Source organism: Moorena sp. SIO3I8, from assembly GCF_010692325.1.
Classification (GTDB): Bacteria; Cyanobacteriota; Cyanobacteriia; order Cyanobacteriales; family Coleofasciculaceae; genus Moorena.
On sequence record NZ_JAAHHW010000015.1, the window covers coordinates 35,763 to 59,858 of the forward strand.

Here is a 24,096-nt window from a genome sequence, read left to right on the forward strand (position 1 = left end):
CTTCTAGGATAGCAGGTTAGCAGGATAGCAAGTTAGCAGGTTAGCAGGTTGTTCGCTTTTTAAGCTAGTAAGATCCAAGTTTTTGGGTTTTAGGGAGCAGGGACTAAGGCCGTAGGCCACGCTTTGGGCCAAGCCCACGCTGCGCAAACGCCAACAGAGCTTCGGAGCACTGAATTCAGAAGAGGAAAGAGGTAAAAAACTTGTGTACCTCATTAGGGCAAAAACCGCTATAGCTATGGTTTTTACCTACTTGAAATTATGCTGAATTTTCTGGCCACAGATCCCATTAAAGGATAGGATTCAGCAATTCCACATTGACAGTGGTAACAATACTATTCTAGTATTATTCTTGGTCTGTCTACTAGGATAGCTATCTGCTAGCTTTCCACTTGCACTGCCTCACTGACTCATTCTCTGTAACCACAGAATATCCAGGGTTAAGGGGGCAAGATTTCAATAAGATTGATCCTTGAAAACCCTTTGTGAGTTTTTTGTGAATGTCCTACCTTTCCCCCTGGTTGGTGTTTTTCGGAAATAATTACCGCACTACACAAGTAAAAATGATTGGGACATGTATGGAGTTTAACCTCTTTATCCTGACCGGCCTGAGGTGACTAAAAATCAATAATATCCATTCCTATTCGGCGATGAAAGCGATGAAAACTAAATCTCAAAAACTCAAATTCTACTCAGTAAACGATCTTAAGTCACTGTCCCAGTTAGCCTGTATATCATCTGAAACCCGCTTAGCAATGCAAGCTGTTGCTAAAGTGCTACCTTTTCGAGCAAATAACTACATTGTTGAAGAACTTATTGATTGGAAAAACATACCTGATGATCCAATTTTTCGCTTAACGTTTCCCCAGCCAGACATGTTATACTCAAGGGATTTGAATACCATGGTTCAACTCCTAAAAGACAATGTTCCAGAAAAAATTATGCGACAAACTGCCAATGAAATTCGTCTTCGACTTAATCCCCATCCCGCAGGACAAAAGCAATACAACGTCCCGTCGTTTGAAGGTGAACCTTTACAGGGAGTACAACACAAATATCAACAAACAGTTTTGATTTTTCCCACAGCAGGTCAACACTGCCATGCCTATTGTACATTCTGTTTCCGTTGGCCACAATTTGTCGGATTAAATGATCTTAAATTTGCGACTCGCGAATCGGGTCATTTTCAAGATTATCTACGAGAACACAAAGAAGTCACTGATGTATTGCTTACTGGTGGTGATCCGATGACCATGAAAGCACGACAGCTGGCTTTATATATCGAACCTTTATTAGAAGGGGAATTTGACCACATTCAAACTATTCGCATTGGAACCAAATCACTTTCTTATTGGCCCTACCGATATGTCACTGATGAAGATGCTGATGATTTGTTGCGTTTATTTGAAAAAGTAGTGCAACAGGGTAAGCATCTAGCAATCATGGCTCACTACGAACACTGGCGAGAACTAGATACACAAATCGCTCAAAAAGCAATCCAACGCATTCGAACAACGGGAGGGGAAATTCGAACCCAAGCTCCTGTTGTTCGCCACATCAATGATAGAGCCCATGCTTGGGTAAAAATGTGGCAAATGCAGGTACGCTTAGGCTGTATTCCCTACTATATGTTTGTCGAACGACAAACAGGAGCTAAAGACTATTTTGAAATTCCTTTAGTTAAGGTGTGGGAAATTTATCGTCAAGCTATACAACAAGTGTCCGGACTAGGGCGAACTGCTCGTGGTCCGGTAATGTCTGCCTTACCCGGAAAAGTCAAAATTGAAGGTATTAGCGAAATTCAAGGGCAGAAAGTGTTTGTTTTGTCTTTTTTACAAGCTCGTAACCCTGAGTGGTGCAATCGACCTTTCTTTGCCAGTTTTGATGCTGAAGCAACCTGGTTAGGAGATTTGAAGCCTGCTTTTGGTGAATCGAAATTTTTCTATGAAAGCGAGCTAGAAGAAATTTTGACCCGCAAGATGTTGTGAGGCGATTAACACAAGTCAGCTAGGGGCTTTAAGCGATCGCACCCACAACCTAACCAAAAGTGATCATTTATTCCATTTCATTGAGCTAAAGATTTTCAAAATGATTAAGCAAGAAGACGTTGTTATTATTATCAAAGACGGGAAAAGTTTACAGTATAATCCCAAAGATTATCTGAATTTCCATCAGGAACTTTCCTCAAAAGACCGAGAAATTAGGATCCTGTACCAAAATGAACCCGTTTTTGATGTTGTCGTTCCGAAAGGGGTGTTTAATCCCTACGGTGGAATTGCTGCTCAAGCGTTTATGAGTGGTGTTTTGAGTGGTATTCTTGATGTCCAAGGAAAGGGGGTGCTAGATCTTGGATGCGGTGCGGGATTAATTGGCTTTTGCTGTATTTTGAAACAAAGTCAAAAGGTCTTATTTTCCGATCTTCATCCCAACATCGGGGAAATTAACAATCATCCACTGATGCGAAGTCAAGATCAGGTGAAGGTGCAGGATTTATGTGCAGGAGAAGCCGAGGAAACTTACGATACTGTCTTTATGTGTTTTCCCAGTCGTTCAATCGAGCGCCCCATCGATCCTGAATCTTACGAAATGGGAATTTTAAGGAATGACGATATCGTATTCAGAGCTATTAGTGACGTGGGCAAAGTATTAGCACCATCAGGATAATTTGTTTTCTTCTATCGCGTTTTCAATGACCAGTTTCCTTTGTATCTGGAAGTGACATCCCATTTAGCTAAATACTTCGATTTGAGCACCCTTAAATTACTGTGGTATGTAGGAGAAGCTTCAGGACACGGTTTATTGTTGTCTGTTAAAAAATCTGCATAGTAAATATGGCGTAGGGTGGGACAATCTGTCCGATTGTAACGGGCAAGATGCCCGTTCCACCCACCGGGTCTTAAAAGCCTTGTTGTTACTATTCCCTATAATCCATTCCCAATTAAAATAAACGGTGCCCAATAAAAGGGATGTTCAAACTTACTGGTAATTAAAGCAATTTGAGCTTGTCGGAGGGCTTCCGCTTTAGTAACCTTCCCCTGTTTCAAGACCTGATAAAATTTAGTCATCAAGGCTTGGGTACCTTCGTCATTCACTGACCACAGGGATGCGATCGCAGCATCGGCACCAGCATTTTGCATCAGATAACCAAAACCCAGGATTTCTTTGCCATCCCCCAATTCTCCCCCTAAGCCGGTTTGACAGGCACTGAGCACTACTAAATCTACATTAGACAAATTCCATTTTTCTTCTACCTGGCTGAGGGTAACGTGACTGCCATCACCAAACAGAATAAAGGAATCTTGTTTAGTTTTGTCGAACAGAGCGTGGGTTGCTAGATGCACTACGGAATAGTCATTCATCTGATAAATGGTATCCCCGTGAAACTCTTTATCGATCAATGTCTTAGTGTTGGGAAAGGTTTCTGCCAGACGCTCTACTTCCGGTTGGGCATACTGTAAGGGATCAAAGTTATGTCGTTTATCCCCGATCGGAATAGTATGAGCTTTGGTGACCGCTGCCGCAAACACGTCTAACTGTGGTGTCGGTTGATTGTCTAGGGATGTTAGGCTCAGAGCAGTAATCTGATTAACTCTCAACCGCTCAATTAGCCATTGCTCGCCATCATACAACGCCCCTAGGGGAATATAGCGCAATTTGCCATCGGGTGCATATATTATAGTTTTGGCATTAGCCTTGGCTAAGTCAGCTTCAATCGGTTTAATTAGCCACTCGTACAATTGCTCGGCGGGAGTTCTGGCATTACGAGCCGGATTTGCCAGGAGTCTGCGGAAGTTTTGAATCGCTCTTTCCAGGTCTTTTTGTTTTACCTTAACCGTGCGCCGAATCGGGGGAGCATAAGGAGTGACTAGGACTAATTCCAAACGGTCTTCTAATACTAGGGGATAGAGAATAACCGCATCTTGTTCCAATTGCTGGAGTTGCTCTTGCAATCGTTTAGCATACTTCTTTAAGTCTAAGTTTTCTGCTTCTGTAGTTTCCCTCAATTTTGCCAAGCGAGCTTCTACTTCTGGACTCTTCAGGAAATTTTGAAAGTCTTTGGTGAGCTGGGCTTGATTTTTCCTAAGTTGAATGATTCGCTGTTGCTGGCTTTGGGTGCGCTTATCCCTAACAATAGTTTCTAGTTCACTGAGTTCTTGACCCAGGGCAATGGCTTGGTCGATAATCGGTTGGGTACCTTTGATGATTTCCTGTTCTTCAGTCAGTTCTGTAATGCCATCAACGGTGTTATCATCCCCTCGCACATTACTGAGGTAATCCTGCAACTCCTGGACTTTCAGTAAATCGAGCACCCGTAGGGCTTCTAAGTTGCGATTTTGTTGGGTCAATAAATCAGCCAAGCGGCGATAGTCTTGGGCAACAGTATTGGTAAAGGATTGTTGTTGTTCAATGGGCAGAACTTTTAAGTCTTTGCGGATTCCTTCTCGGACATTAACGGATTGTTTGAAGAAAGTAATCGCTAATTCCGATTGGTTTTGGGTATCATACAACTTACCGATACCAGCCAGAATTTGCCCTTCCCTTAAGCGAGTGCCAAGAGTTCTGGAAAGGGCTAAGGCTTGTTGATAAGCTGCTAAAGCCTGGGGATACTTTTCTAGGTTAGTGTAAACTATTCCCATATGGTACAAGGTAGAGCTAATCCCAGCTTTGAACCCAATTGTTTGATTAATTTCTAAGGCTTGTTGATGATAGTCTAGAGCTTTAGTATACTCTCCGAGTTTTTCATAAACTCTTCCGATCCGATTCAGGGCTATAGCTTCATATAGGCGATGACCAATCTGTTGAGAAATAGCCAAGGATTGCTGATATAATTGGAGAGACTTCGGATATTGTTTTTGTTTTTGGTAAACTTCTCCGATGTTAGTTAGGGTTTGCACAATCCCTTCCTTCGCCCCAATTTTGGTAAAAATTGGATTAGCTTGGTTGAAGTAGTCCAAGGCTTGGGGATAATCTCCCAAATCCAGATAATTTCCCCCTATAGAGTTATAGGTGGTGCCAATACCAGCCTGGTCACCAATCTCTTGACGAATGGCTAGGGCTTTTTGATTATATTCTAGGGCTTTGGGATACTTTCCCCAGTGACTGTAAACTATTCCGATGTTGCTCAGGGTAGCAGCTTCCCCTAAACGGTAGCCAATGTCTTGAAAAATAGCTAGAGATTGCTGTAAGTATTCTAAACCTCGGTCATACTCCCCTTGGTTACTATAAATTGTTCCGATATTGTGGAGAGTCTCACCAACTCCTCCCTTGTTACCAATGTCTTGACTAATTTTTAGAGATTGCTGATGATAGTTTAAGGATTTGGCATAGTCTCCCCAGCTACTGTAAACGCTTCCGATGCTGACCAAAGTAATAGCTTCCCCTGAACGGTGTCCAATGTCTTGAACAATAGTTAGAGATTGCTGGAAGTATTCTAATGCTTGAGCATGCTCACCCTGACTATTGTAAACTGAACCAATATTATTGAGGGTAGTAGCTTCCCCTAAGCGATCGCCTATTTCTTGAGAAATAGCTAGAGATTGCTGGTGGTATTCTAATGCTCGGTCATACTCACCCTGACTGCTGTAAACTGACCCAATATTACTGAGGGTACTAGCTTCCTGGGAGGGTACGCCTAGGTCTTGAGAAATAGCTAGAGATTGCTCGTAGTATTCTTTTGCTTGAGCATACTTACCCCAAGCATAGTAAATAAACCCAATATTATTGAGGGTAACAGCTTCCTGGGAACGCTCGCCTAAATCTTGAAAAATAGCTAAAGCTTGTTGGAAGTATTCTTTGGCTTGCTCATACTCACCCCGAGCATTGTAAACTCCCCCAATATTATTGAGGGTAGTACTTTCCCTTGAGCGCTCGCCTAGGTCTTTTAGAATTACTAAAGCTTGCTGGAAGTATTCTTTGGCTCGGTCATACTCACCCTGACTGCTGTAAACTTCTCCAATATTATTAAGGGTATTGGCTTCATTGGAACGATCGCCTAGGTCTTGAGAAATAGCTAGAGATTGCTGGTAGTATTCTTTGGCTCGGTCATACTCACCCCGAGCATAGTAAATCACCCCAATATTATTGAGGGTAATACCTTCCCTTGAGCGCTCGCCAATTTCTTGAGAAATAGCTAGAGATTGCTGGTAGTATTCATTGGCTCGGTCATACTCACCCTGACTATCGTAAACTGAGCCAATATTATTAAGGGTATTGGCTTCCCCTGAGCGATCACCTAGGTCTTTTAAAATCACTAAAGCTTGCTGGAAGTATTCATTGGCTCGGTCATACTCACCCTGACTCTTGTAAACTGACCCAATATTATTGAGGTTAGTAGCAACCTTATGACGACTGTGATCGCCCAACTCTTGGTTAATCGCTAAAGCTTGCTGATAGTAGTCTAGAGCTTGGCTATACTTCCCTTGGTTGTCATATATCAATCCAATGTTGTTGAGTTGAGCCGCAATTCCGATGGAGTCGTTTAACCTTTTGCTAATGGTTAAGGATTGCTGGAAGTAATCTAGGGCTTGGTTGTACTTTCCCCAATTGCTGTAAACTTGCCCAATATTATTGAGGAGGGTTCCAGTATTTTTCTGGTCATCAATGTCTTGAGAAATAACCAAACCTTGCTGGTAGGAATCTAGGGCTTGGTCATATTTACCCTGAGATTCGTAAACTTGCCCAATAAAAATCAGAGCGATTATTTTTTGAGAGCGGTCTTGGATTTTTCGGGCAAGGGCTAGGAGTTGCTGATAAGAGTCTAGGGCTTGCTCGTAGTTCCCTTGCCTGATTTGAGCTAGTCCAAGCCTTCCTAGGATAGTTGCTTCAACCGAGGTATTGTCAAGTTTGCGGAAAATCTCTAAGGCTTGTTGGTAGTAGTCTATGGCTTGGTCATGGTTGCCCAATGCATAATAAGCGTTCCCAATCCCCCAAAGATTTGCACCTTCTCCTGTGGGATTTTTAATTTTTTTGGAAATGGCTAAGGCTTGTTGATAATAGTCTATGGTTTGCTGATACTTTCCCTGTTTAACGGAAACATCTCCAAGATTAGTAAGGGTAATCCATTCCTGAACTTGATTTTCGAGTTCGCGGTGAATAGCTAAAGCTTGCTGATAATAGTCAATGGCTTGGTCATACTGTTGCTGTTTATCGTAAACTAAGCCAATATTATTGAGCGCAATTCCTTCCAGCTTACCCTTACCGAGTTGGCGATGAATAGCTAAAACTTTCTGATAATAGTCAAGGGCTTGGTCATACTGTTCTTGGTTCCGGTAAAGGTAAGCAATATTACCAAGGGTAGTGCTTTCCGCAACCTGATTGTTAACTTCCCGGTGAATAGCTAAAGCTTGCTGATAATAGTTGAGGGCTTGGTCATACTGTTTCTGGTTATAGTAAACTAAGCCAATATTATTGAGCACAACTCCTTCCAGCTTACGCTTACCCAATTCTCGCCGAATCGCTAAGCATTCCTGGTAAACCTCTAGGGCTTTGAGATACTCCCCTTTCTGGTTGTAAATCCCTCCAATCCAAAATAGAATATTCTGTTCTAATCCCCGAAAACCAGTTGGTTTAGTAATGGCTAATGCCAACTCCAGGGTTTCCAGCCCTTTATCCAATTCTCCTTGATTGTTATACAGTATTCCCTTCAAGGTCAGGGCTACACCTTCTCGTAATTGATAACCCTCTTCTCGACTCAGGGCATGAGCTTGCTCCAGAAACTCCGAAGCTTGGTTCAATTTCCCTGACCTGATGTAAGCTGAGCCGATCCAATTCAGAGCGTAGGCTTGATAGTAGCCTGCTAGAATGCGATCGCGAAGCGTGGCCAAAGGCCAATCGCGTAGCGGCTCTTTCAGAGCATCGCTTTTCGGAGTCTCACCTACTTCTTTGATAATACTCAGACCTTGCTCTAACCTATCAAAGGCTTTGTCATACTCTCCTTGGGAGGAGTAAACTGAGCCAAGATTAACCAGTGCATAACCAATCCCAAGCTGATTACCTACCTCTTGGTTAATAGTTAGGGCTTGCTCCAACAACTCCAGAGCTTTAGGATACTCTTCGAGACTTGAATAAACTGTTCCGATCTGGGTCAGGGTTTCCCCTTCTTCCTTTCGCTCCCCTAGACTTTGACGGATTTTCAGAGCTTGGTGCAATGCTTCCAGGGCTTTGGTGTGTTGAGATAATAGATTGTAAACCTGTCCAAGGCCATTGAGAGCTTTAGCTTTACCGGAAGAGTTTTCCAATTCCCGATAAATCGTCAATACTTGTTGATAACTCTCCTTGGCTTGAGGCAACTGACCTTTAACAAACTCTAACCTTGCCCGATCCAATAACTGCTCCGCTTGAGTGGCTTGGTCTAGAGTCGTTTGTGCCACTGCTGGAGCAACTCCCAGAGTTTCCGGGGCTAGGATCGGTGAGAGCAGGCAGAGTAAGCTAGCACTAGCTAGCTTGAGACAGAATACAGGAATAGTAGAGTAAGTACCCATCGACAAATCAGCCACTTGGTAGTTTCTTACTATATATCCTTAGGTGGTGCTACTTTTATGCAAATTTTACTAAGGAAATTTTAAATTGGGTGAGGGAGTAGGGAGTAGGGAGTAGGGAGTAGGGAGTAGGGAGTAGGGAGTGGACGAAAAATTGCTGTGGGAATTAAAGGGTTCGACTCCCCTTCAGTCATTGAAGTCTCTGGTTAACGGTCAACGGTCAACAGTTAACAACAAACCAGACCAGGTAATGACGTCTAACACACGAGTACCCATTTACCGCTAACTAGTACTAGTTTTTCGCTAACTAGTACTAGTTTATCACATACCAGTACTCGTTTCTCGTTAACTAGTACTGGTGTATAACAAATGGGTACTGGTGTATAACAAATGGGTACTAGTTTGTTATATATTAGTACTCGTTTTCGTTAACTAGTACTGGTGTATAACAAACTAGTACTAGTTTTTCGTTAAACTGTACTAGTTTATCACTTAACAGTACTCGTTTCTCAGTAACTAGTACTTGTTGCTAACATACTAGTACTAATGTATCAAAAACAGGAACCTGTTTGTTCTAAACGAGTACTATTTTCTCACATGCCAGTACTGGTTTGCTGTTTTATCGGTGCTATAGCGGAAATTCAATTAACTTATATGGAGAAGGGCATAGGTAGGGTGAGTTAGGGGCGGACTTGCCCTTATTGTTAGCTTCGTAGCCAGGGTTGAGATAGTCCGCCCCGTAACGCACCACCTATTTTCTCACATGCCAGTACTGGTTTGCTGTTTTATCGGTGCTATAGCGGAAATTCAATTAACTTATATGGAGAAGGGCATAGGTAGGGTGAGTTATACCGAGTTGCATTCAAAGAGAGTAGATTAGTTGGATAGGGAGATGGGGAGATGGGGAGATTGGGAGATGGGGAGATGGGGAGATGGGGAGATTGGGAGATTGGCGGAAGAGAAAGTTGTACCTTTGACCGCAACTTAGTATTAGGGGCGGACTTCCCCTTATTGTTCGCTTCGTAGCCAGGGTTGAGATAGTCCGCCCCGTAACGCACCACCGGGTCAAACTGAATTTTAACAGGATGGATGTTCAATCTTGTAAATTTTCCACATCAGCTAAATCTTGTAACCTTCCTGATGCTTGTTTATTTTTTATAAGATTGTCTAAATCAATAAAATTAACCGATATATCGTCAATGATTACCTCGATTTTAGCCTGATAACAGGTTTCAAAATCCTCAGCGGTCAGCGGTCAGCGGTCAGCGGTCAGCTTAAAATAAACCTCGTTGGTGTAGCGTGCGCATCGTGCAAACTGGAGAATTTAATATAGAGAGATTTTAGTTAGTTTAAAGTTTGGGTAAAAGTGAGATTCACCCCCCTGTTCCCTGTTCCCATATCCGCTGTTCCCTTTGCTATTTGGTATAGCGAGGATGACCATGTACAGCTACTGCATAACCACCAATTACTAAATACTTTACTTGATTATCGTTTAATAATTGTATAAACTCTTTGAAGTCTTGGTTGAGCATTGTTGTATTGATAGTGGTGGTATTGCTGACGGATTATTTCTAGGGCTTATAAGCGTTTTTTGTAGGACTGTTTTCGCCAGTAGCTAAAATCGCTTTTTTGTTGCTTTATTTTGAGTTTATTAACTACTTTTTCCATGATTTTAGTGATTGTTAAAAATTACCAATTAGTTTAAACTATAAAAATTACCACCTCGGCTTAAAAATCCCTAGTAGAACATAATATCCTACAGTGGATTTCAATCCGCGCCCCAAACCTCCCACACTGACCACGCTTTCCATATTTACCACACTTTACTCTCTCTACCACACTTGCCACACCCGTGATGACAACCCCACAAGCTATTGACTGGAATTCCCTAGCCTCGGAACTTACCGGAATAGAAATTATTGATGACCCAACCCAAGTCGCTAAATTATCCCTAGACTACTACCACTTCAGTCCGGTACTGGAATCCCAGCTTAAAGATAAACGGGGGAACATCGTAGTTCGTCCCACTACGGTGGCGGAAGTCCTGGAAATAGCTAGGGTTTGCGTTAAGTACAAAGCTCCCCTAACCGTAAGAGGCTCAGGGACTGGTAATTATGGTCAGTGTATCCCCCTCAACGGTGGTCTGATTCTCGATACTACTCGCCTCAATCAGATTAACTGGATAAAACCGGGTTTAGCCTCTGTTCAGCCAGGGGTCAAGCTAGCAGCCTTTGACAAAGAAGCTCATAAAATTGGCTGGGAATTGCGCATGGCTCCCTCTACCTATCGCACCGCTACTATTGGTGGGTTTATTGGTGGCGGGAGTGGCGGCATTGGTTCCATTACTTATGGAGTATTACGCGATCGCGGAAATATTCATGCTCTCCAAGTCGTCACCCTCGAAGACCAGCCCCGTGTGATCGAATTACGGTCAGATCAGTTGCAGAAGGTGAATCACGCCTATGGCACCAATGGCATTATCACTGAATTAGAAATACCCCTAGGACCAGTCTATCCTTGGGCTGAAGTAATCGTAGTCTTTAATGACTTTATGACTGCTGCTAGATTTGGTCAAGCCTTAGGTGATGCGGATGGCTTGATTAAGAAACTGATTAGCATTCACGCTTGGCCAATTCCATCCTACTTTGCCGCTCTCAGCAACTACCTTCCGGAAGCTAAGCACTGTGCCTTGCTGATGATAGCGGAATCTTCCCTAGAGCCATTCCAGGATTTAGTTCGGGAGTATGGTGGAGAGGTCACTTACCAGAAGACTGCCCTAGAAGCGAGTAAGGGAGTCAGCCTAGCAGAGTTCACCTGGAATCATACCACCTTACACGCCCGTAGTGTTGATCCCAGCCTCACCTATTTACAAACCTCATTTGTGAATCTGGAACAGGTGGAGCATTTTTATCAGCACTTTGGGGATGAAGTGATCATGCATTTAGAATTCATGCGAGTAGCAGGACAACTCATACCAGTGGGACTACAAATCGTTCGGTATAGTTCCGAAGACCGTTTAAATGAGATTATTCGCTATCACGAAGAGTATGGCGCTATGATTGCTAATCCCCACACCTACATCTTGGAAGATGGGGGTATGAAAACCGTTGATATGGAACAGTTGCGGTTTAAGGAAATAGTTGATCCCTATGGATTGATGAATCCTGGTAAAATGCGAGCCTGGGAGCATCGGTAGAGTAAGGAGTGTGGGGAGATGGGGAGATAGGGAGATGGGGAGATGGGGAGATAGGGAGTAGGCAAAAATAGGGAAGTGTGGGGAGTTAAAGAAATATGGACACAACTGGACTCGAACCAGTGACCCCCACGATGTCAACGTGGTGCTCTAACCAACTGAGCTATGCGTCCAAACCATTCATTATGATAGCACATATTTAGAATATAGCAATTTTAAACCCTATAGCAAAGGGAGCAGGGAGCAGGGAGCAGGGAGCAGGGAGCAGGGAGCAGGGAGCAGGGAGCAGGGAGCAGGGAGCAGGGAGCAGGGAGCAGGGAGCAGGGAGCAAAAGATTTCCTAAGCTTTGCTTCGACTGCTATAGCAATTCTCAGCAACCTTTGAGGGAAATTGCTATTGCTAGCATGCCTATTGCTAGCATGCCTATTGCTAGCATGCCTATTGCTAGCATGCCTATTGCTAGCATGCCTATTGCCTCTTGCCTCTTGCTAGCATGCCTATTCCCTATTCCCTATTCCCTATTCCCTTTCCTTCAAATTCTTTTGAAGGAGGACATGACAGATTAGTTCTGCTAAAATATCCTGGTCGTTCAGCCTTTACCAGCATCTTTATCTTTGAGTCAACCAATAGAGACCGCCAGTATCGATACATTAGCCCAGGAACTCGCAGCCATACAGCAAACTGGTTCTAAGCGAATTGCCTTGTTGGGTTCACGTCACGTTCCGATCACCCATCAGAATCTAATTGAGATGATGAGCTATGCCTTAGTGCAAGCCGGTAATCGTCTGATTACCTCTGGTGCCACTGGAACCAACTTAGCTGCCATTCGAGGTGCTATGCGAGCCGATCCGTCCTTGCTAACGGTAATTTTGCCCCAAAGTCTTCAGCGACAGCCACTGGAATCCCGAAATTACTTGGAGAAGGTAATGCATTTGGTGGAAAACCCCCAAAATGATACCTTGTCTCTCGCTGAAGCTAGTGCCTTGTGTAATGCCGAAATTATTGCCCGGTGTCAGCAGTTAATTTGTTTCGCATTCCATGATAGCCGTACCCTCCTGAACACCTGTAAGGAGGCAGAACAGCAAAGTAAGGTTGTTACTCTGTTCTATTTTGATTAGTTGTGATTAATTGTAATTAATTTTGATTAGTGTGAGCTAGACTATGCATCTATCCGGTTCGGGAATTTTACTTTACTGTATTGTGGGGGCAACGGTTTTAATATATCTACCGTATCTGGTAGTTGCCTACAGCCGTTTCAAACTAGGCTATGACCAAAGTGCCCCTCGCGCCATGTTTGATCAGCTACCGCCCTATGCCCAACGAGCGACTTGGGCACATCAGAACTCCTTTGAAACGTTTATTGTATTTAGCGCAGCAGCGTTGATGGCCTATATAACGGGTCAGAATTCAACCCTCGCCATCGGGTGTGCGATCGCATTTGTAATTGCCCGAGTCTTCTACTCGGTGTTTTACATTCTCGATATTCCCTTGGGGCGATCGCTGATGTTTGGCATCGGCTCTCTTTCCACTGGTACTCTGTTTGTTCTGAGTCTAATATCATGTCGGGATAATTACCCTTAATAAAAATCTCCCCATCTCCCCATCTCCCCATCTCCCCATCTCCCCATCTCCCCATCTCCCCATCTCCCCATCTCCCCATCTCCCCATCTCCCCACCCTCCCTCTAATTATGGGTATTCAACCTGACTTGATATAAGCAGCGTCAGTGGCTAGACCAGATCAAGTCCACTTGCTTCGGGCCTTGATAGTTTTGGTTGTTGGTCATTTGTCTTGAGAGCCACCAGGTTGAGCCACCTCCCCAAGACTTATGGGCTTATTCAAGACTGATGCTACCGGGCTTGATATCAATAGGTTTAAAAATTTTGTATAGGGTGCAACAAATTTCCATTTTGGTTTTAAGCTGTTAGATAGTGAGTCACTATTGCTCACGGCCTACCGCTGACCGTTATTAATTATGGCTAGTACCTATTCTTTTGATATTGTTAGTGACTTTGATCGACAAGAGTTGGTCAATGCTGTGGATCAAACTATTCGTGAAATCAAAAGTCGTTACGACCTCAAAGATACTAAAACCACTGTTGAATTAGGAGAAGAATCTATCACCATCAATACTGATAGTGAATTCACCCTAGATGCTGTGCATACTGTTATTCGTACCAAAGCCGCGAAACGGGAACTTTCGCAAAAAATCTTCGACTATGGTAAAGTAGAATCAGCTAGTGGTAATCGTGTCCGCCAAGAAATCACGCTAAAAAAAGGCATTAGCCAAGAATATAGTAAAAAAATCACCAAATTGATTCGAGATGAATTTAAAAAAGTACAAGCCTCGATTCAAGGTGATTCAGTTAGAGTATCTAGCAAATCTAAGGATGACTTACAAGATATCATCCAGCGGTTGAAGCAAGAAGATTTGCCGATTGCTTTGCAATTTACTAACTATCGCTAAGTAAGCATTCAGCCTTCAGCTATCAGCCGTCAGTCGTCAGCCGTCAGCCGTGAGCTAAAAGCTCACGCTACTTGAGGTGCCGTCAGCTTATTTTATTCAAAAGCACATCAAGGTGGCACAGGCTTCTAGCCTGTGACACATAAGCTGATAGCTGATAGCTGATAGCTGATAGCTGATAGCTGATAGCTGATAGCTGATAGCTGATAGCTGATAGCTGATAGCTGATAGCTGATAGCTGATAGCTGATAGCTGATAGCTGATAACTGATAGCTGATAACTGATAGCTGATAGCTAAATGCTTACACTCTAGACTACTATGGCTTGATCCCAGAGATGACTTCCTTAGCTGCTGCTAATGTGCGGTCAATATCCTCCTCGGTGTGAGCTAGGGAAGTAAATCCTGCTTCAAATTGTGAGGGGGCTAGGTAAATCCCACGCTCTAACATGCCCCGATGGAAAGCAGTGAATTTGGATGAATCAGAGGTTTTGGCATCATCGAAGTTGTGAACAGGAACACCAGTAAAGAACATGCCAAACATAGCGCTGATGTAACCACCAGTAGTTGCATGACCAGCATCTTTAGCAATTTGCAGTAATCCCTCGGAGAGCTTTTTAGTAATACTATCTAGCTGTTCATAGGTACCCGGTTTCTTCAGTAACTCCAGGGTTTTAATGCCTGCTGTCATGGCTAGAGGATTCCCAGAAAGGGTTCCGGCTTGATACATTGGCCCTGCTGGTGCCACCATCGACATGATATCCTTTCGTCCGCCATAGGCTCCCACGGGCAAACCACCACCGATAATTTTACCTAGGGTAGTCAGGTCAGGAGTGATGCCAAATTTCTCCTGAGCACCACCGTAGGCAATCCGGAAGCCAGTCATCACTTCATCAAACACCAGTAGAGCGCCATGGTTTTGAGTCAGTTCCCGCAAGCCTTCAAGAAAACCAGGCACAGGAGTGATGAAACCAGAATTTCCTACCACCGGTTCTAGGATGACCCCACCAATCTCATTGGGATATTGCTCAAATAAAGCTTTAACGGCGTCCAGGTCATTATAGGTAGCGGTTAACGTATTAGCAGTGGCCGACTTAGGAACACCAGGGGAATCCGGTAAACCTAGAGTAGCGACTCCAGAACCAGCTTGTACCAGCAGCATATCGGCGTGACCATGGTAGCAGCCAGAAAATTTGATAATTTTGTCCCGTCCTGTGAAGGCACGCATCAGTCGCAGCACTGCCATACAGGCTTCGGTGCCAGAATTAACAAACCGCACCATTTCAATACTAGGAACGGCGTCAATCACCATTTGTGCTAGCACGTTCTCTAGGGCAGAGGGAGCGCCAAAACTGGTACCCTTGTCTAGAGCCTGGTGCAATGCCCCAATAACGTCCGGATGAGCATGACCGCAAATGGCTGGTCCCCAGGTACCTACATAGTCAATGTACTGGTTGCCATCTACATCCCAGATGTATGCTCCTTCAACTCGGTCAAATACAATCGGTTCTCCCCCTACTGATTTAAAGGCTCTGACTGGGGAGCTTACCCCTCCTGGCATTAGGTTCTTGGCGGCGCTGAAAATTTCTTGTGATTTAGTGGTTTTAAACGACGTAGTGCTAACCAAAATAGTCTCCTAATATTAATAGTGTACGAGTGAGTTGAAAATAAGGGAAAAGGCGATCACCCCATTACCCCCCTTAAACAGGACAACAGGGAACTTCGGATCAGGTAACTTCGGCTTAGGGGCAATACTGGACAAGAGACTATTATCCTATGGAGGCTGATCCGTTTTGAATTTGTAAAGAAAGAATCCAGATTTACTGATCAATATTTAGTGATCAATTGGATGTCAGGTGTGGTATCTTGTAGGGTGTATCTCATTAAAGCTGTTTGACCGGCTGGGTGTTTCAATCTGTTGCCCTAAAACTATGTCAGCATCTGAACCGACTTCCATTAGCCAAGCTATACCAGTTGACCAAATTCGCTACAACGATCAAGGACTAGTGCCAGCCATTGTCCAAGATTACCTAGATGGTACGGTACTAATGATGGCTTGGATGAATCGGGAGTCATTGCAAAAAACCCTCGATACAGGAGAAACCTGGTTTTGGAGTCGCTCTCGTCAGGAATTGTGGCACAAGGGTGCTACATCTGGGCATTTACAAAAGATAAAATCTATCCGCTACGACTGTGACAGTGATGCTTTACTGGTGACGGCGGAACAAATTGGTGATATTGCCTGCCATACCGGTGAGCGTAGCTGTTTCCATCGAGTGGGGGCTAAGAAAGTAGACCCTCCAGCAGATACCTTGTCTCAGTTGTTTGAGATAATTTGCGATCGCCGTGACCATCCCGTAGAAGGGTCCTATACCTGTAAGTTGTTTAAGGGTGGGGATAATAAGATTCTTAAAAAAATTGGGGAAGAAGCGGCAGAAGTGGTAATGGCGTGTAAGGATGATGACCCGGATGCGATCGCATCTGAAGTAGCGGACTTGCTCTACCACAGCCTAGTTGCTATGGCTTACCATCAGGTTGATGTACAGGATGTTTATCGCAAATTGCAACAGCGCCGTCGATAGTGTTGGTGATGGTGAAAAAGGTGATTGGTAATTGGAGCAGATTTTGATCATAGGGGGAAGCCAAAAGCATAATCGCGTACGCTTTTTTTAACCAAATCCGGTAAACTTGGCCAGGTACTGTTAATCACAGATAACTACCTTGGCTTACGATAATATCTGTAAATATCTCGCCGAAAACTACCCAGCTGATTTGGTCAGGTGGCTTCATGGTATTGAAGTTACTGAAATCTCGGTGCTCAAAACTGAGTTAAATACCGAACCGATTTACGCCGATTCCTTGACACTGTTGCAAACGGCTAACCAAATCTTGCAATGGGAATTTCAAACCCTACCAGCTTCCAAGCCATCCCTACCATTGCGGATGCTCAAGTATTGGGTCAGACTCAGAGAAAAGTATAACTGTCCTGTTGAACAGGTCGTGATATTTCTGAAGTTCACCACCTCATCTAAAGTTTATACTAACCAGTTGCTGGAGAGTAACACTAGCCATCGCTATCGAGTAATTAGGATGTGGGAGCAAGACCCTGAGCTATTTTTGGCCAATCCTGCCTTATTGCCCTTTGCTCCTCTGGCATTCAGTGAGTCTCCTACAAGATTATTAGAGCAAGTGGCGGCAGCAGTAGATAGGATTGAAGAACCACTAGCTTTTAGTAACATATCCGCTTGTACCCAGTTACTAGCTGGTTTGCGGTTCGACCAAAGGTTGATCACAGAATTATTTCCGGAGGAAGTGATGCAAGAGTCTGTAATTTATCAGAAGATAATTCAAAAAGGACATCAACTGGGTTTACTCGAAGGAAAACGGGAAGGTTTACTCGAAGGGAAACGTGAAGGTTTACTCGAAGGGAAACGGGAAGGTTTACTCGAAGGAAAACAAGAGGAAGGGTACTCAATCGTTATACGTCAACTGACCCGTCGGTTTGGGAGTGTTGACGATCAGCTACAACAGGGGATTAAAAAGCTTTCTGTTGTTCAATTGGAGGAGTTGAGCGAGGCGCTGTTGGATTTTGAGACCGTCACAGATTTGACGGTATGGTTGGCATCCCATCAGCAATAAAAAATGCCTACGCTTTTTTTAACCAAATCCTGTAAACTGGCCCAGGTACTGTTAACCATAGATAACAAATAACTACCTTGGCTTACGATAATATCTGTAAATATCTCGCAGAAAACTACCCAGCTGATTTGGTTAGGTGGCTTCATGGTATTGAAGTTACTGAAATCTCGGTGCTCAAAACTGAGTTAAATACCGAACCGATTCACGCCGATTCCTTGACGCTGCTGCAAACCCCTAATCAAATCCTACAGTGGGAATTTCAAACCCTACCGGCTTCCAAGCCATCCCTACCATTGCGGATGCTCAAGTATTGGGTCAGACTCAGAGAAAAGTATAACTGTCCTGTTGAACAGGTCGTGATATTTCTGAAGTTCACCACCTCATCTAAAGTTTATACTAACCAGTTGCTGGAGAGTAACACTAGCCATCGCTATCGAGTAATTAGGATGTGGGAGCAAGACCCTGAGCTATTTTTGGCCAATCCTGCCTTATTGCCCTTTGCTCCTCTGGCATTCAGTGAGTCTCCTACAAGATTATTAGAGCAAGTGGCGGCAGCAGTAGATAGGATTGAAGAACCACTAGCTTTTAGTAACATATCCGCTTGTACCCAGTTACTAGCTGGTTTGCGGTTCGACCAAAGGTTGATCACAGAATTATTTCCGGAGGAAGTGATGCAAGAGTCTGTAATTTATCAGAAGATAATTCAAAAAGGACATCAACTGGGTTTACTCGAAGGAAAACGGGAAGGTTTACTCGAAGGGAAACGTGAAGGAAAACAAGAGGAAGGATACTCAATCGTTATACGTCAACTGACCCGTCGGTTTGGGAGTGTTGACGACCAGCTACAACAGGGGATTCAAAAGCTTTCTGTTGCTCAATTGGAGGAGTTGAGCGAGGCGCTGTTGGATTTTGAGACAGTCACAGATTTGACGGTATGGTTGGCATCCCATCAGCAATAAATCGGATGCCTACACATCCAAGCTCACTGGCATGCTCCCACACTTCCTACCTAGGTGCGCTCTTACCATTAATAATTAAATTCGCCACGGGTCGCACCTCTTGTAAGTGTGGGCTTCTCGCCAAAACCAGTCCTTGCTTGTGCCTATTCCCTACTGCCTGTTTCCTGTTCCCTGTGCCCTGTTCCCTTTGCTATATAAATGCTATAAATTAGCTATTTGCTTCCGATTGAACCGATTAAAAATCCAGTTTAATAATTGGGGAAAAAAACGTTTAATAACTGAGATAATTTTTGCCATTCCATCAGGAAAAACCTGAGGTTTATTATCAATGATTCCTTGAATCGTTTCGCCCATGACCTTAGCCGGATCAGTTACTAAAAATTCCGGCAACCCCTGATTTTCTTTGGCAAGGGTTCCATACTGTTCCGACTGGAGAATGGGAGTACGGCTGTAAAAGGGATAAACAGCTGTAACCTTCACGTTGTAAATTTTAACTTCATTTAAAAGCCCTTCGCTGAATCCTCGCAACCCGAATTTACTAGCAGCATAATGAGCCATGCCAGCGGGTGCCACCCAGCCAGCAGCAGAGGAAATGTTAACGATGTGACCTTGGCGACGCCTAATCATATCGGCGGCAAATAGAGAACTTAATCGCATTGGTGCCAGCAGATTTACCTGCATCAGCCTTTCCCATTTTTCCGCAGGCACTTCGTCCATGCGACCAAAAAGCCCAATGCCAGCATTGTTGATCAAAATATCGATTTCTATTCCCAGGTTTTTAACCTGCTGATAAAGGGTTTCGCATCCGTCACGTTCAGAAATATTAATTTCCAAAAGAGCAAGTATATCCCCAGTTTTAACCTCCCGTTGAATAGCTTCGGCACGCTCTTTAAGAAGAGTTTCATCAAGATCTGTGAGGATCAAACGGCTACCAGATTCTAATAATTGTCGAGTCAATTCCTGACCGAATCCACCGGCAGCACCGGTTATCAGTACAACAGCTCCATGGAGATTGCTCATCTAATTGTTCTCAATTTTTGCTCTGGGTTAAATTTTAGGAGATTGGAGTATTCCCCATAGTAATAAAAACCAGGGTAAATTAATGTTAGGTATCAGCGACGCATATTTTATTAATGGTGGCCAAAACATTGGAGCTATAAAACGTAGAGAGCGTAGTGATACCGGACGTAACCCGTCTTTATCGATAATTCCATAGTGATCAGCCAGTTCTGCAACAACTCGAACGCGGCCTGTAAAGTGCATTACAGTTGGGTCTGCAGCAAGGGCAGCAATAACGCGCCCTGTTAGTAAAGGAGTTTCCCAATTAAAGCCTTGAGAGATCACTCGGCTTTGCTGATTACCTGGTTTATCTTCTGCCATTTGCAAAGCCAAACTGGACATATGCTCGGTACCAACTATGCCTGGCCAAATCGAAAGGGATGCCACATTATATTGCTTGAGTTCAACAGCCATATCTGCAGCCAGTCGATCGCAAGCGGCTTTACCCGCTCCATAGGCGGCACCAAAGATGTAAGACATGCCGCCCCAAGATGAGATGGTGCAAATCAACCCCTGCTGACGCTGAATCATCAGTCGAGCTGCAAAAACACTGGCAATATAATGGCTGCGGAGACCGACATGATTGACAGCATCCCAAAGATTCTCAGGGCATTCCCAAAATGGTTTTTCGTATCCATCCTTCAATGCCTGCACTCCTGAAAACGCATTATTGACCAGCAGATCCAGTTGTCCCTTCTGCTCGTCTTGAATCCGTTCAAAAAGTAAGCGCACTTGTTGGTCGTCGCTATGATCTACCATTACCGGAATACAAATCCCACCAGCATCTTGCACAGCTGATTGGGTTTCCCTAAGACTACCGGAAACTCCCTCTGTGACATTGGAACTGTCGAGACTACGACCAGTAATATATACCGTAGCACCTGCCTCGCCAAGGCCAATCGCAATTCCTTTACCAATACCACGGCTGGCACCCGTGACCAAGGTGACTTTGCCTTTAAGGCTTTCCATAATTGCTTTTTTTGATATTGATATTAATTCATGTTAACATTTTTTTGACATTTTATGGTTGAGATTTTTATCTAAACGTCGATGATCGGTAAACGTAACTCTCGAACTAAACAATAAAACGAATAATCCCCTACAATTATACCATAAAAATAATCAAAATGCAAGTAGTTATTATTGGTGCAGGAATGTCTGGTATCTGCATGGGTATTAAACTTAAAAAAGCAAAAATACCTTTCATTATTTTAGAAAAATCCTCTCGACTTGGAGGGACTTGGCGGGATAATAACTACCCAGGATGTGCCTGTGACATTCCCGCTCATTTATATTGCTACTCTTTTGAAATGAAACATGATTGGGGTCAAGTTTATCCCTCTCAGGCAGAGATATTGAAATACTTAGAACAATGCACACGTAAATACAATATTTATCCCCATATCCGTTTTAATCAAGAGGTTATTAGTGCCCATTTCAATGCCCAAAATTGCCTCTGGTATGTTAACACAGCTGAGAATGAAACGATAACAGCTAAGATACTGATCAGTGCCTGGGGAGGTTTAAATTTACCAAAATTACCGAATTTGCCTAGCTTGGAAACCTTCAAAGGAGTCTCGTTTCACTCAGCTAGATGGAATCACACCTTTGATTTAACTGATAAAACTGTGGCAGTTGTAGGAACTGCAGCGAGTGCAGTTCAATTTCTACCAGAAGTTGCCAAAAAAGTAAAAAAACTATTCATTTTTCAAAGAACTCCTAACTGGATTACTAACCGAGACGATGGGACTTATTCAGCCCAGATGCAATGGTATTTTAATAATTTACCTATTCTGATGCAACTGCACCGTGGATTACTATACTTGCGTAATGACTTAATCAATTTTTCTCTATTCACTACTGGAAGTTTTATCGGTAAGTACCTGCGAAAACAATTGGAAAAACGCATACACCAGGAAATTGATGACTCCCGAGTACGGGATGCGGTGATGCCCAGCTATCAACCCGGTTGTAAACGAATTTTAATTAATAACGACTTTTATCAAACCCTGAACCGAAATAATGTAGAATTGATTACAGATAAGATAGAAAGCATAACTACTGATAGTCTGGTAACAGAACAAGGAAAAGACTATAAAGTTGATGCTATTATCTATGCTACAGGATTTAACTCTTTGTCCTATCAAAAAATCGATATACGTGGTAGCAACGGAGAGAGTCTAGCGGAGATATGGGGCAACGAACCAGAAGCGTATCTTGGTATTTCTGTTCCCCATTTCCCTAACTTTTTTAGTCTTTTAGGACCGAATACTGGTTTGGGTCATAGCTCGGTCATCTTAATGGTAGAGTGCCAAGTTAATTATATTATCGGCTGCTTGAATAAAATGCTCAGAGAAGACTGGAAATCTCTGGAAGTGAAGGAGGAAGCCATGAGACTTTATTATCAGGATTTATGGAAAACTATGGAAAAGAGGGTGTGGACAAAAGAAAACTGTATGAGTTGGTATCAAAATAAAGATGGGAGAGTATTCGCTTTGTGGCCTGGTAATACTATCCAATATTGGTGGGCTACAAGAAAACCAATTTTCGATGACTATATTTCTACCTAGCCTAGTTGCGTTCGCACAAGCGCGGAAGCTGAGGCCGTAGGCCACGCTTTGCGAACGCTTCATCGCTACGCGATTGACCTTTGGTCACGCTACGCGATTGACCTTTGGTCACGCTACGCGATTGACCTTTGGTCACGCTACGCGATTGACCTTTGGTCACGCTACGCGATTGACCTTTGGTCACGCTACGCGATTGACCTTTGGTCACGCTACGCGATCGCTTTTTTTAACCAAATCCGGTAAACTGGCCCAGGTACTGTTAACCATAGATAACTACTTTGGCTTACGATAATATCTGTAAATATCTCGCCGAAAACTACCCAGCTGATTTGGTCAAGTGGCTTCATGATATTGAAGTTACTGAAATATCAGTCCTGAAAACTGAGTTAAATACTGAACCGATTCACGCCGATTCCTTGACGCTGCTGCAAACCCCTAATCAAATCTTGCAGTGGGAATTTCAAACCCTACCGGCTTCCAAGCCATCCCTACCATTGCGCATGCTCAAGTATTGGGTCAGACTCAAAGAAAAGTATGATTGTCCCATAGAGCAGGTGGTGATATTTCTGAAATTCACTCGCTCAGAAAAAGTTTATACTAATCAGTTGGTCGATACTAATACCAGTCATTGCTATCGAGTAATCAGGATGTGGGAGCAAGACCCTGAGCAATTTTTGGCCAATCCCGCCTTATTGCCCTTTGCTCCTCTGGCATTCAGTGAGTCCCCGACAAGATTATTAGAGCAAGTGGCGGCAGCAGTAGATAGGATTGAAGAACCACTAGCTTTTACTAACATATCCGCTTGTACCCAGTTACTAGCGGGTTTGCGGTTCGACAAAGGGTTGATAGCAGAATTATTTCCGGAGGAAGTGATGCAAGAGTCTGTAATTTATCAGAAGATCATTCAAAAAGGACATAAACTTGGTTTACTGGAAGGAAAACGCGAAGGTTTACTTGAAGGAAGGCAAGAGGAAGGTTACTCAATCGTTAGACGCCTGATCACCCGTCGGTTTGGTAGTGTTTCAGACCAGCTACTTGAGGGGATCCAAAAGCTTTCTGTGGCTCAATTGGAGGAGTTGAGCGAGGCGCTGTTGGATTTTGAGACAGTGACAGATATAGCTGTGTGGTTGGCATCCCATCAGCAATAAAAAAAGCGATGCTCTCAAAGAGCCCCTACGCGAACGCGATTGGCCTATGGCCAGGCTAAAAGCGATTGACCTTGGCCAAAAGGCCACGCTACGCGAATGGTCACGCTACGCGATGAAGCTTCGCTTCCGCTAAAAGCGATTGACCTTTGGTCACGCTACGCGATCGCTTTTTTTGACTAAATCCTGTAAACTCGGCCAGGTACTGTTAACCATAGATAACTACCTTGGCTTACGATAATATCTGTAAATATCTCGCCGAAAACTACCCAGCTGATTTGATCAGGTGGCTTCATGATATTGAAGTTACTGAAATATCAGTCCTGAAAACTGAGTTAAATACCGAACCGATTCACGCGGATTCCTTGACACTGCTGCAAACCGCTAACCAAATCCTACAGTGGGAATTTCAAACCCTACCGGCTTCCAAGCCATCCCTACCATTGCGGATGCTCAAGTATTGGGTCAGACTCAAAGAAAAGTATGATTGTCCCATAGAGCAGGTGGTGATATTTCTGAAATTCACTCGCTCAGAAAAAGTTTATACTAATCAGTTGGTCGATACTAATACCAGTCATTGCTATCGAGTAATCAGG

At 43.6% G+C, this 24,096-nt stretch carries 20 protein-coding genes, 1 tRNA gene and 1 pseudogene; 15 read left to right on the forward strand and 7 right to left on the reverse strand.

Translation table 11 applies throughout. The features are described 5' to 3' along the window. Positions 1-3 precede the first annotated feature (3 nt). Positions 4-213 carry a hypothetical protein gene (locus tag F6K51_RS08135; protein ID WP_293019458.1) on the reverse strand — a complete coding sequence of 70 codons (210 nt, stop codon included), beginning with the start codon at positions 211-213 and terminating at the stop codon, positions 4-6. 443 nt (positions 214-656) lie between these two features. Between F6K51_RS08135 and F6K51_RS08140 the strand changes: the two genes are divergently transcribed. Both F6K51_RS08140 and F6K51_RS08145 read left to right on the forward strand, forming a co-directional pair. Beyond that, positions 657-1,985 carry a lysine 2,3-aminomutase gene (locus tag F6K51_RS08140; RefSeq protein WP_293019459.1) on the forward strand — a complete coding sequence of 443 codons (1,329 nt, stop codon included), beginning with the start codon at positions 657-659 and terminating at the stop codon, positions 1,983-1,985. A 100-nt stretch (positions 1,986-2,085) separates the two neighbouring features. Continuing rightward, positions 2,086-2,661 carry a methyltransferase gene (locus tag F6K51_RS08145; protein ID WP_293019460.1) on the forward strand — a complete coding sequence of 192 codons (576 nt, stop codon included), beginning with the start codon at positions 2,086-2,088 and terminating at the stop codon, positions 2,659-2,661. Positions 2,662-2,918: 257 nt separating this feature from the next. Here the strand turns inward: F6K51_RS08145 and F6K51_RS08150 are convergent, their stop codons facing one another. Continuing rightward, positions 2,919-8,492: a tetratricopeptide repeat protein gene (locus F6K51_RS08150; protein WP_293019461.1), complete on the reverse strand. Its 5,574-nt coding sequence runs from the start codon at positions 8,490-8,492 to the stop codon at positions 2,919-2,921. Between the two features lie 882 nt (positions 8,493-9,374). On the opposite strand from F6K51_RS08150, the gene F6K51_RS08155 reads away from it, so the two are divergent. After that, positions 9,375-9,500 carry a hypothetical protein gene (locus F6K51_RS08155; RefSeq protein WP_293019462.1) on the forward strand — a complete coding sequence of 42 codons (126 nt, stop codon included), beginning with the start codon at positions 9,375-9,377 and terminating at the stop codon, positions 9,498-9,500. 829 nt (positions 9,501-10,329) lie between these two features. Next, positions 10,330-11,670: an FAD-binding oxidoreductase gene (locus tag F6K51_RS08160; protein WP_293019463.1), complete on the forward strand. Its 1,341-nt coding sequence runs from the start codon at positions 10,330-10,332 to the stop codon at positions 11,668-11,670. 96 nt (positions 11,671-11,766) lie between these two features. Here the strand turns inward: F6K51_RS08160 and F6K51_RS08165 are convergent. Together F6K51_RS08165 and F6K51_RS08170 are read right to left on the reverse strand one after the other, a co-directional pair. After that, positions 11,767-11,840 (reverse strand) — tRNA-Val (locus F6K51_RS08165). Positions 11,841-11,882: 42 nt separating this feature from the next. Beyond that, positions 11,883-12,044: a hypothetical protein gene (locus F6K51_RS08170; RefSeq protein WP_293019464.1), complete on the reverse strand. Its 162-nt coding sequence runs from the start codon at positions 12,042-12,044 to the stop codon at positions 11,883-11,885. 27 nt (positions 12,045-12,071) lie between these two features. On the opposite strand from F6K51_RS08170, the gene F6K51_RS08175 reads away from it, so the two are divergent. The 4 genes from F6K51_RS08175 (at position 12,072) to F6K51_RS08190 (ending at position 14,133) form a co-directional block, all read left to right on the forward strand. After that, positions 12,072-12,233, forward strand: a complete 162-nt coding sequence (locus tag F6K51_RS08175) for a hypothetical protein (protein ID WP_293019465.1) — start codon at positions 12,072-12,074, stop codon at positions 12,231-12,233. 48 nt (positions 12,234-12,281) lie between these two features. After that, a complete protein-coding gene (locus F6K51_RS08180) occupies positions 12,282-12,785 on the forward strand; it encodes a DNA recombination-mediator protein A (RefSeq protein ID WP_293019466.1) in 504 nt (167 codons plus the stop codon). A 43-nt stretch (positions 12,786-12,828) separates the two neighbouring features. Further along, on the forward strand, positions 12,829-13,248 hold the full coding sequence (locus F6K51_RS08185) for an MAPEG family protein (RefSeq protein ID WP_293019467.1): 420 nt from the start codon (positions 12,829-12,831) through the stop codon (positions 13,246-13,248). Between the two features lie 393 nt (positions 13,249-13,641). Next, positions 13,642-14,133 (forward strand): YajQ family cyclic di-GMP-binding protein, encoded by a 492-nt coding sequence (locus F6K51_RS08190; protein ID WP_293019468.1) that lies wholly within the window; start codon positions 13,642-13,644, stop codon positions 14,131-14,133. 314 nt (positions 14,134-14,447) lie between these two features. Here F6K51_RS08190 and hemL read toward each other — a convergent pair whose 3' ends face one another. Then, positions 14,448-15,755, reverse strand: coding sequence for a glutamate-1-semialdehyde 2,1-aminomutase (gene hemL / locus F6K51_RS08195; RefSeq protein WP_293019469.1), 1,308 nt, complete (start codon positions 15,753-15,755; stop codon positions 14,448-14,450). A 304-nt stretch (positions 15,756-16,059) separates the two neighbouring features. Here hemL and hisIE point away from each other — a divergent pair, with 304 nt between their 5' ends. From hisIE to F6K51_RS08210, 3 genes are all read left to right on the forward strand, one after another. After that, on the forward strand, positions 16,060-16,710 hold the full coding sequence (gene hisIE, locus F6K51_RS08200; RefSeq protein ID WP_293019470.1) for a bifunctional phosphoribosyl-AMP cyclohydrolase/phosphoribosyl-ATP diphosphatase HisIE: 651 nt from the start codon (positions 16,060-16,062) through the stop codon (positions 16,708-16,710). A 139-nt stretch (positions 16,711-16,849) separates the two neighbouring features. Then, a complete protein-coding gene (locus tag F6K51_RS08205; RefSeq protein WP_293019471.1) occupies positions 16,850-17,767 on the forward strand; it encodes an Rpn family recombination-promoting nuclease/putative transposase in 918 nt (305 codons plus the stop codon). A gap of 77 nt (positions 17,768-17,844) precedes the next feature. Further along, positions 17,845-18,726, forward strand: a complete 882-nt coding sequence (locus F6K51_RS08210) for an Rpn family recombination-promoting nuclease/putative transposase (RefSeq protein WP_293019472.1) — start codon at positions 17,845-17,847, stop codon at positions 18,724-18,726. A 201-nt stretch (positions 18,727-18,927) separates the two neighbouring features. Here the strand turns inward: F6K51_RS08210 and F6K51_RS08215 are convergent, their stop codons facing one another. Both F6K51_RS08215 and F6K51_RS08220 read right to left on the reverse strand, forming a co-directional pair. Continuing rightward, positions 18,928-19,746, reverse strand: a complete 819-nt coding sequence (locus F6K51_RS08215; protein WP_293019473.1) for an SDR family NAD(P)-dependent oxidoreductase — start codon at positions 19,744-19,746, stop codon at positions 18,928-18,930. A gap of 27 nt (positions 19,747-19,773) precedes the next feature. Continuing rightward, complete coding sequence (locus tag F6K51_RS08220; RefSeq protein ID WP_293019474.1) at positions 19,774-20,754, reverse strand: SDR family NAD(P)-dependent oxidoreductase; 981 nt, start codon at positions 20,752-20,754, stop codon at positions 19,774-19,776. A gap of 158 nt (positions 20,755-20,912) precedes the next feature. Between F6K51_RS08220 and F6K51_RS08225 the strand changes: the two genes are divergently transcribed. The 4 genes and pseudogenes from F6K51_RS08225 to F6K51_RS08240 all read left to right on the forward strand — a co-directional run. Continuing rightward, the gene (locus tag F6K51_RS08225; protein ID WP_293019475.1) at positions 20,913-22,355 is read left to right on the forward strand and encodes an NAD(P)/FAD-dependent oxidoreductase; all 1,443 of its coding nucleotides are present in this window, start codon (positions 20,913-20,915) and stop codon (positions 22,353-22,355) included. Between the two features lie 73 nt (positions 22,356-22,428). Then, the gene (locus F6K51_RS08230) at positions 22,429-22,647 is read left to right on the forward strand and encodes a hypothetical protein (protein WP_293019476.1); all 219 of its coding nucleotides are present in this window, start codon (positions 22,429-22,431) and stop codon (positions 22,645-22,647) included. Beyond that, the gene (locus F6K51_RS08235) at positions 22,634-23,503 is read left to right on the forward strand and encodes a DUF4351 domain-containing protein (protein ID WP_293019477.1); all 870 of its coding nucleotides are present in this window, start codon (positions 22,634-22,636) and stop codon (positions 23,501-23,503) included. Before F6K51_RS08230 ends, F6K51_RS08235 begins: the two co-directional genes overlap by 14 nt. Positions 23,504-23,727: 224 nt before the next feature. Beyond that, positions 23,728-24,096, forward strand: a pseudogene (locus F6K51_RS08240) (hypothetical protein); the annotation flags it as partial.

Coding starts and splice junctions, on each gene's coding strand:
- F6K51_RS08215 (WP_293019473.1), bottom strand. CDS start 19,746: ATGAGCAATCTCCATGGAGCTGTTGTACTGATAACCGGTGCTGCCGGT.
- F6K51_RS08190 (WP_293019468.1), top strand. CDS start 13,642: ATGGCTAGTACCTATTCTTTTGATATTGTTAGTGACTTTGATCGACAA.
- F6K51_RS08175 (WP_293019465.1), top strand. CDS start 12,072: ATGCCTATTGCTAGCATGCCTATTGCTAGCATGCCTATTGCTAGCATG.
- F6K51_RS08135 (WP_293019458.1), bottom strand. CDS start 213: ATGAGGTACACAAGTTTTTTACCTCTTTCCTCTTCTGAATTCAGTGCT.
- F6K51_RS08225 (WP_293019475.1), top strand. CDS start 20,913: ATGCAAGTAGTTATTATTGGTGCAGGAATGTCTGGTATCTGCATGGGT.
- F6K51_RS08140 (WP_293019459.1), top strand. CDS start 657: ATGAAAACTAAATCTCAAAAACTCAAATTCTACTCAGTAAACGATCTT.
- F6K51_RS08185 (WP_293019467.1), top strand. CDS start 12,829: ATGCATCTATCCGGTTCGGGAATTTTACTTTACTGTATTGTGGGGGCA.
- F6K51_RS08145 (WP_293019460.1), top strand. CDS start 2,086: ATGATTAAGCAAGAAGACGTTGTTATTATTATCAAAGACGGGAAAAGT.
- F6K51_RS08220 (WP_293019474.1), bottom strand. CDS start 20,754: ATGGAAAGCCTTAAAGGCAAAGTCACCTTGGTCACGGGTGCCAGCCGT.
- F6K51_RS08160 (WP_293019463.1), top strand. CDS start 10,330: ATGACAACCCCACAAGCTATTGACTGGAATTCCCTAGCCTCGGAACTT.
- hisIE (WP_293019470.1), top strand. CDS start 16,060: ATGTCAGCATCTGAACCGACTTCCATTAGCCAAGCTATACCAGTTGAC.
- F6K51_RS08155 (WP_293019462.1), top strand. CDS start 9,375: ATGGGGAGATTGGGAGATGGGGAGATGGGGAGATGGGGAGATTGGGAG.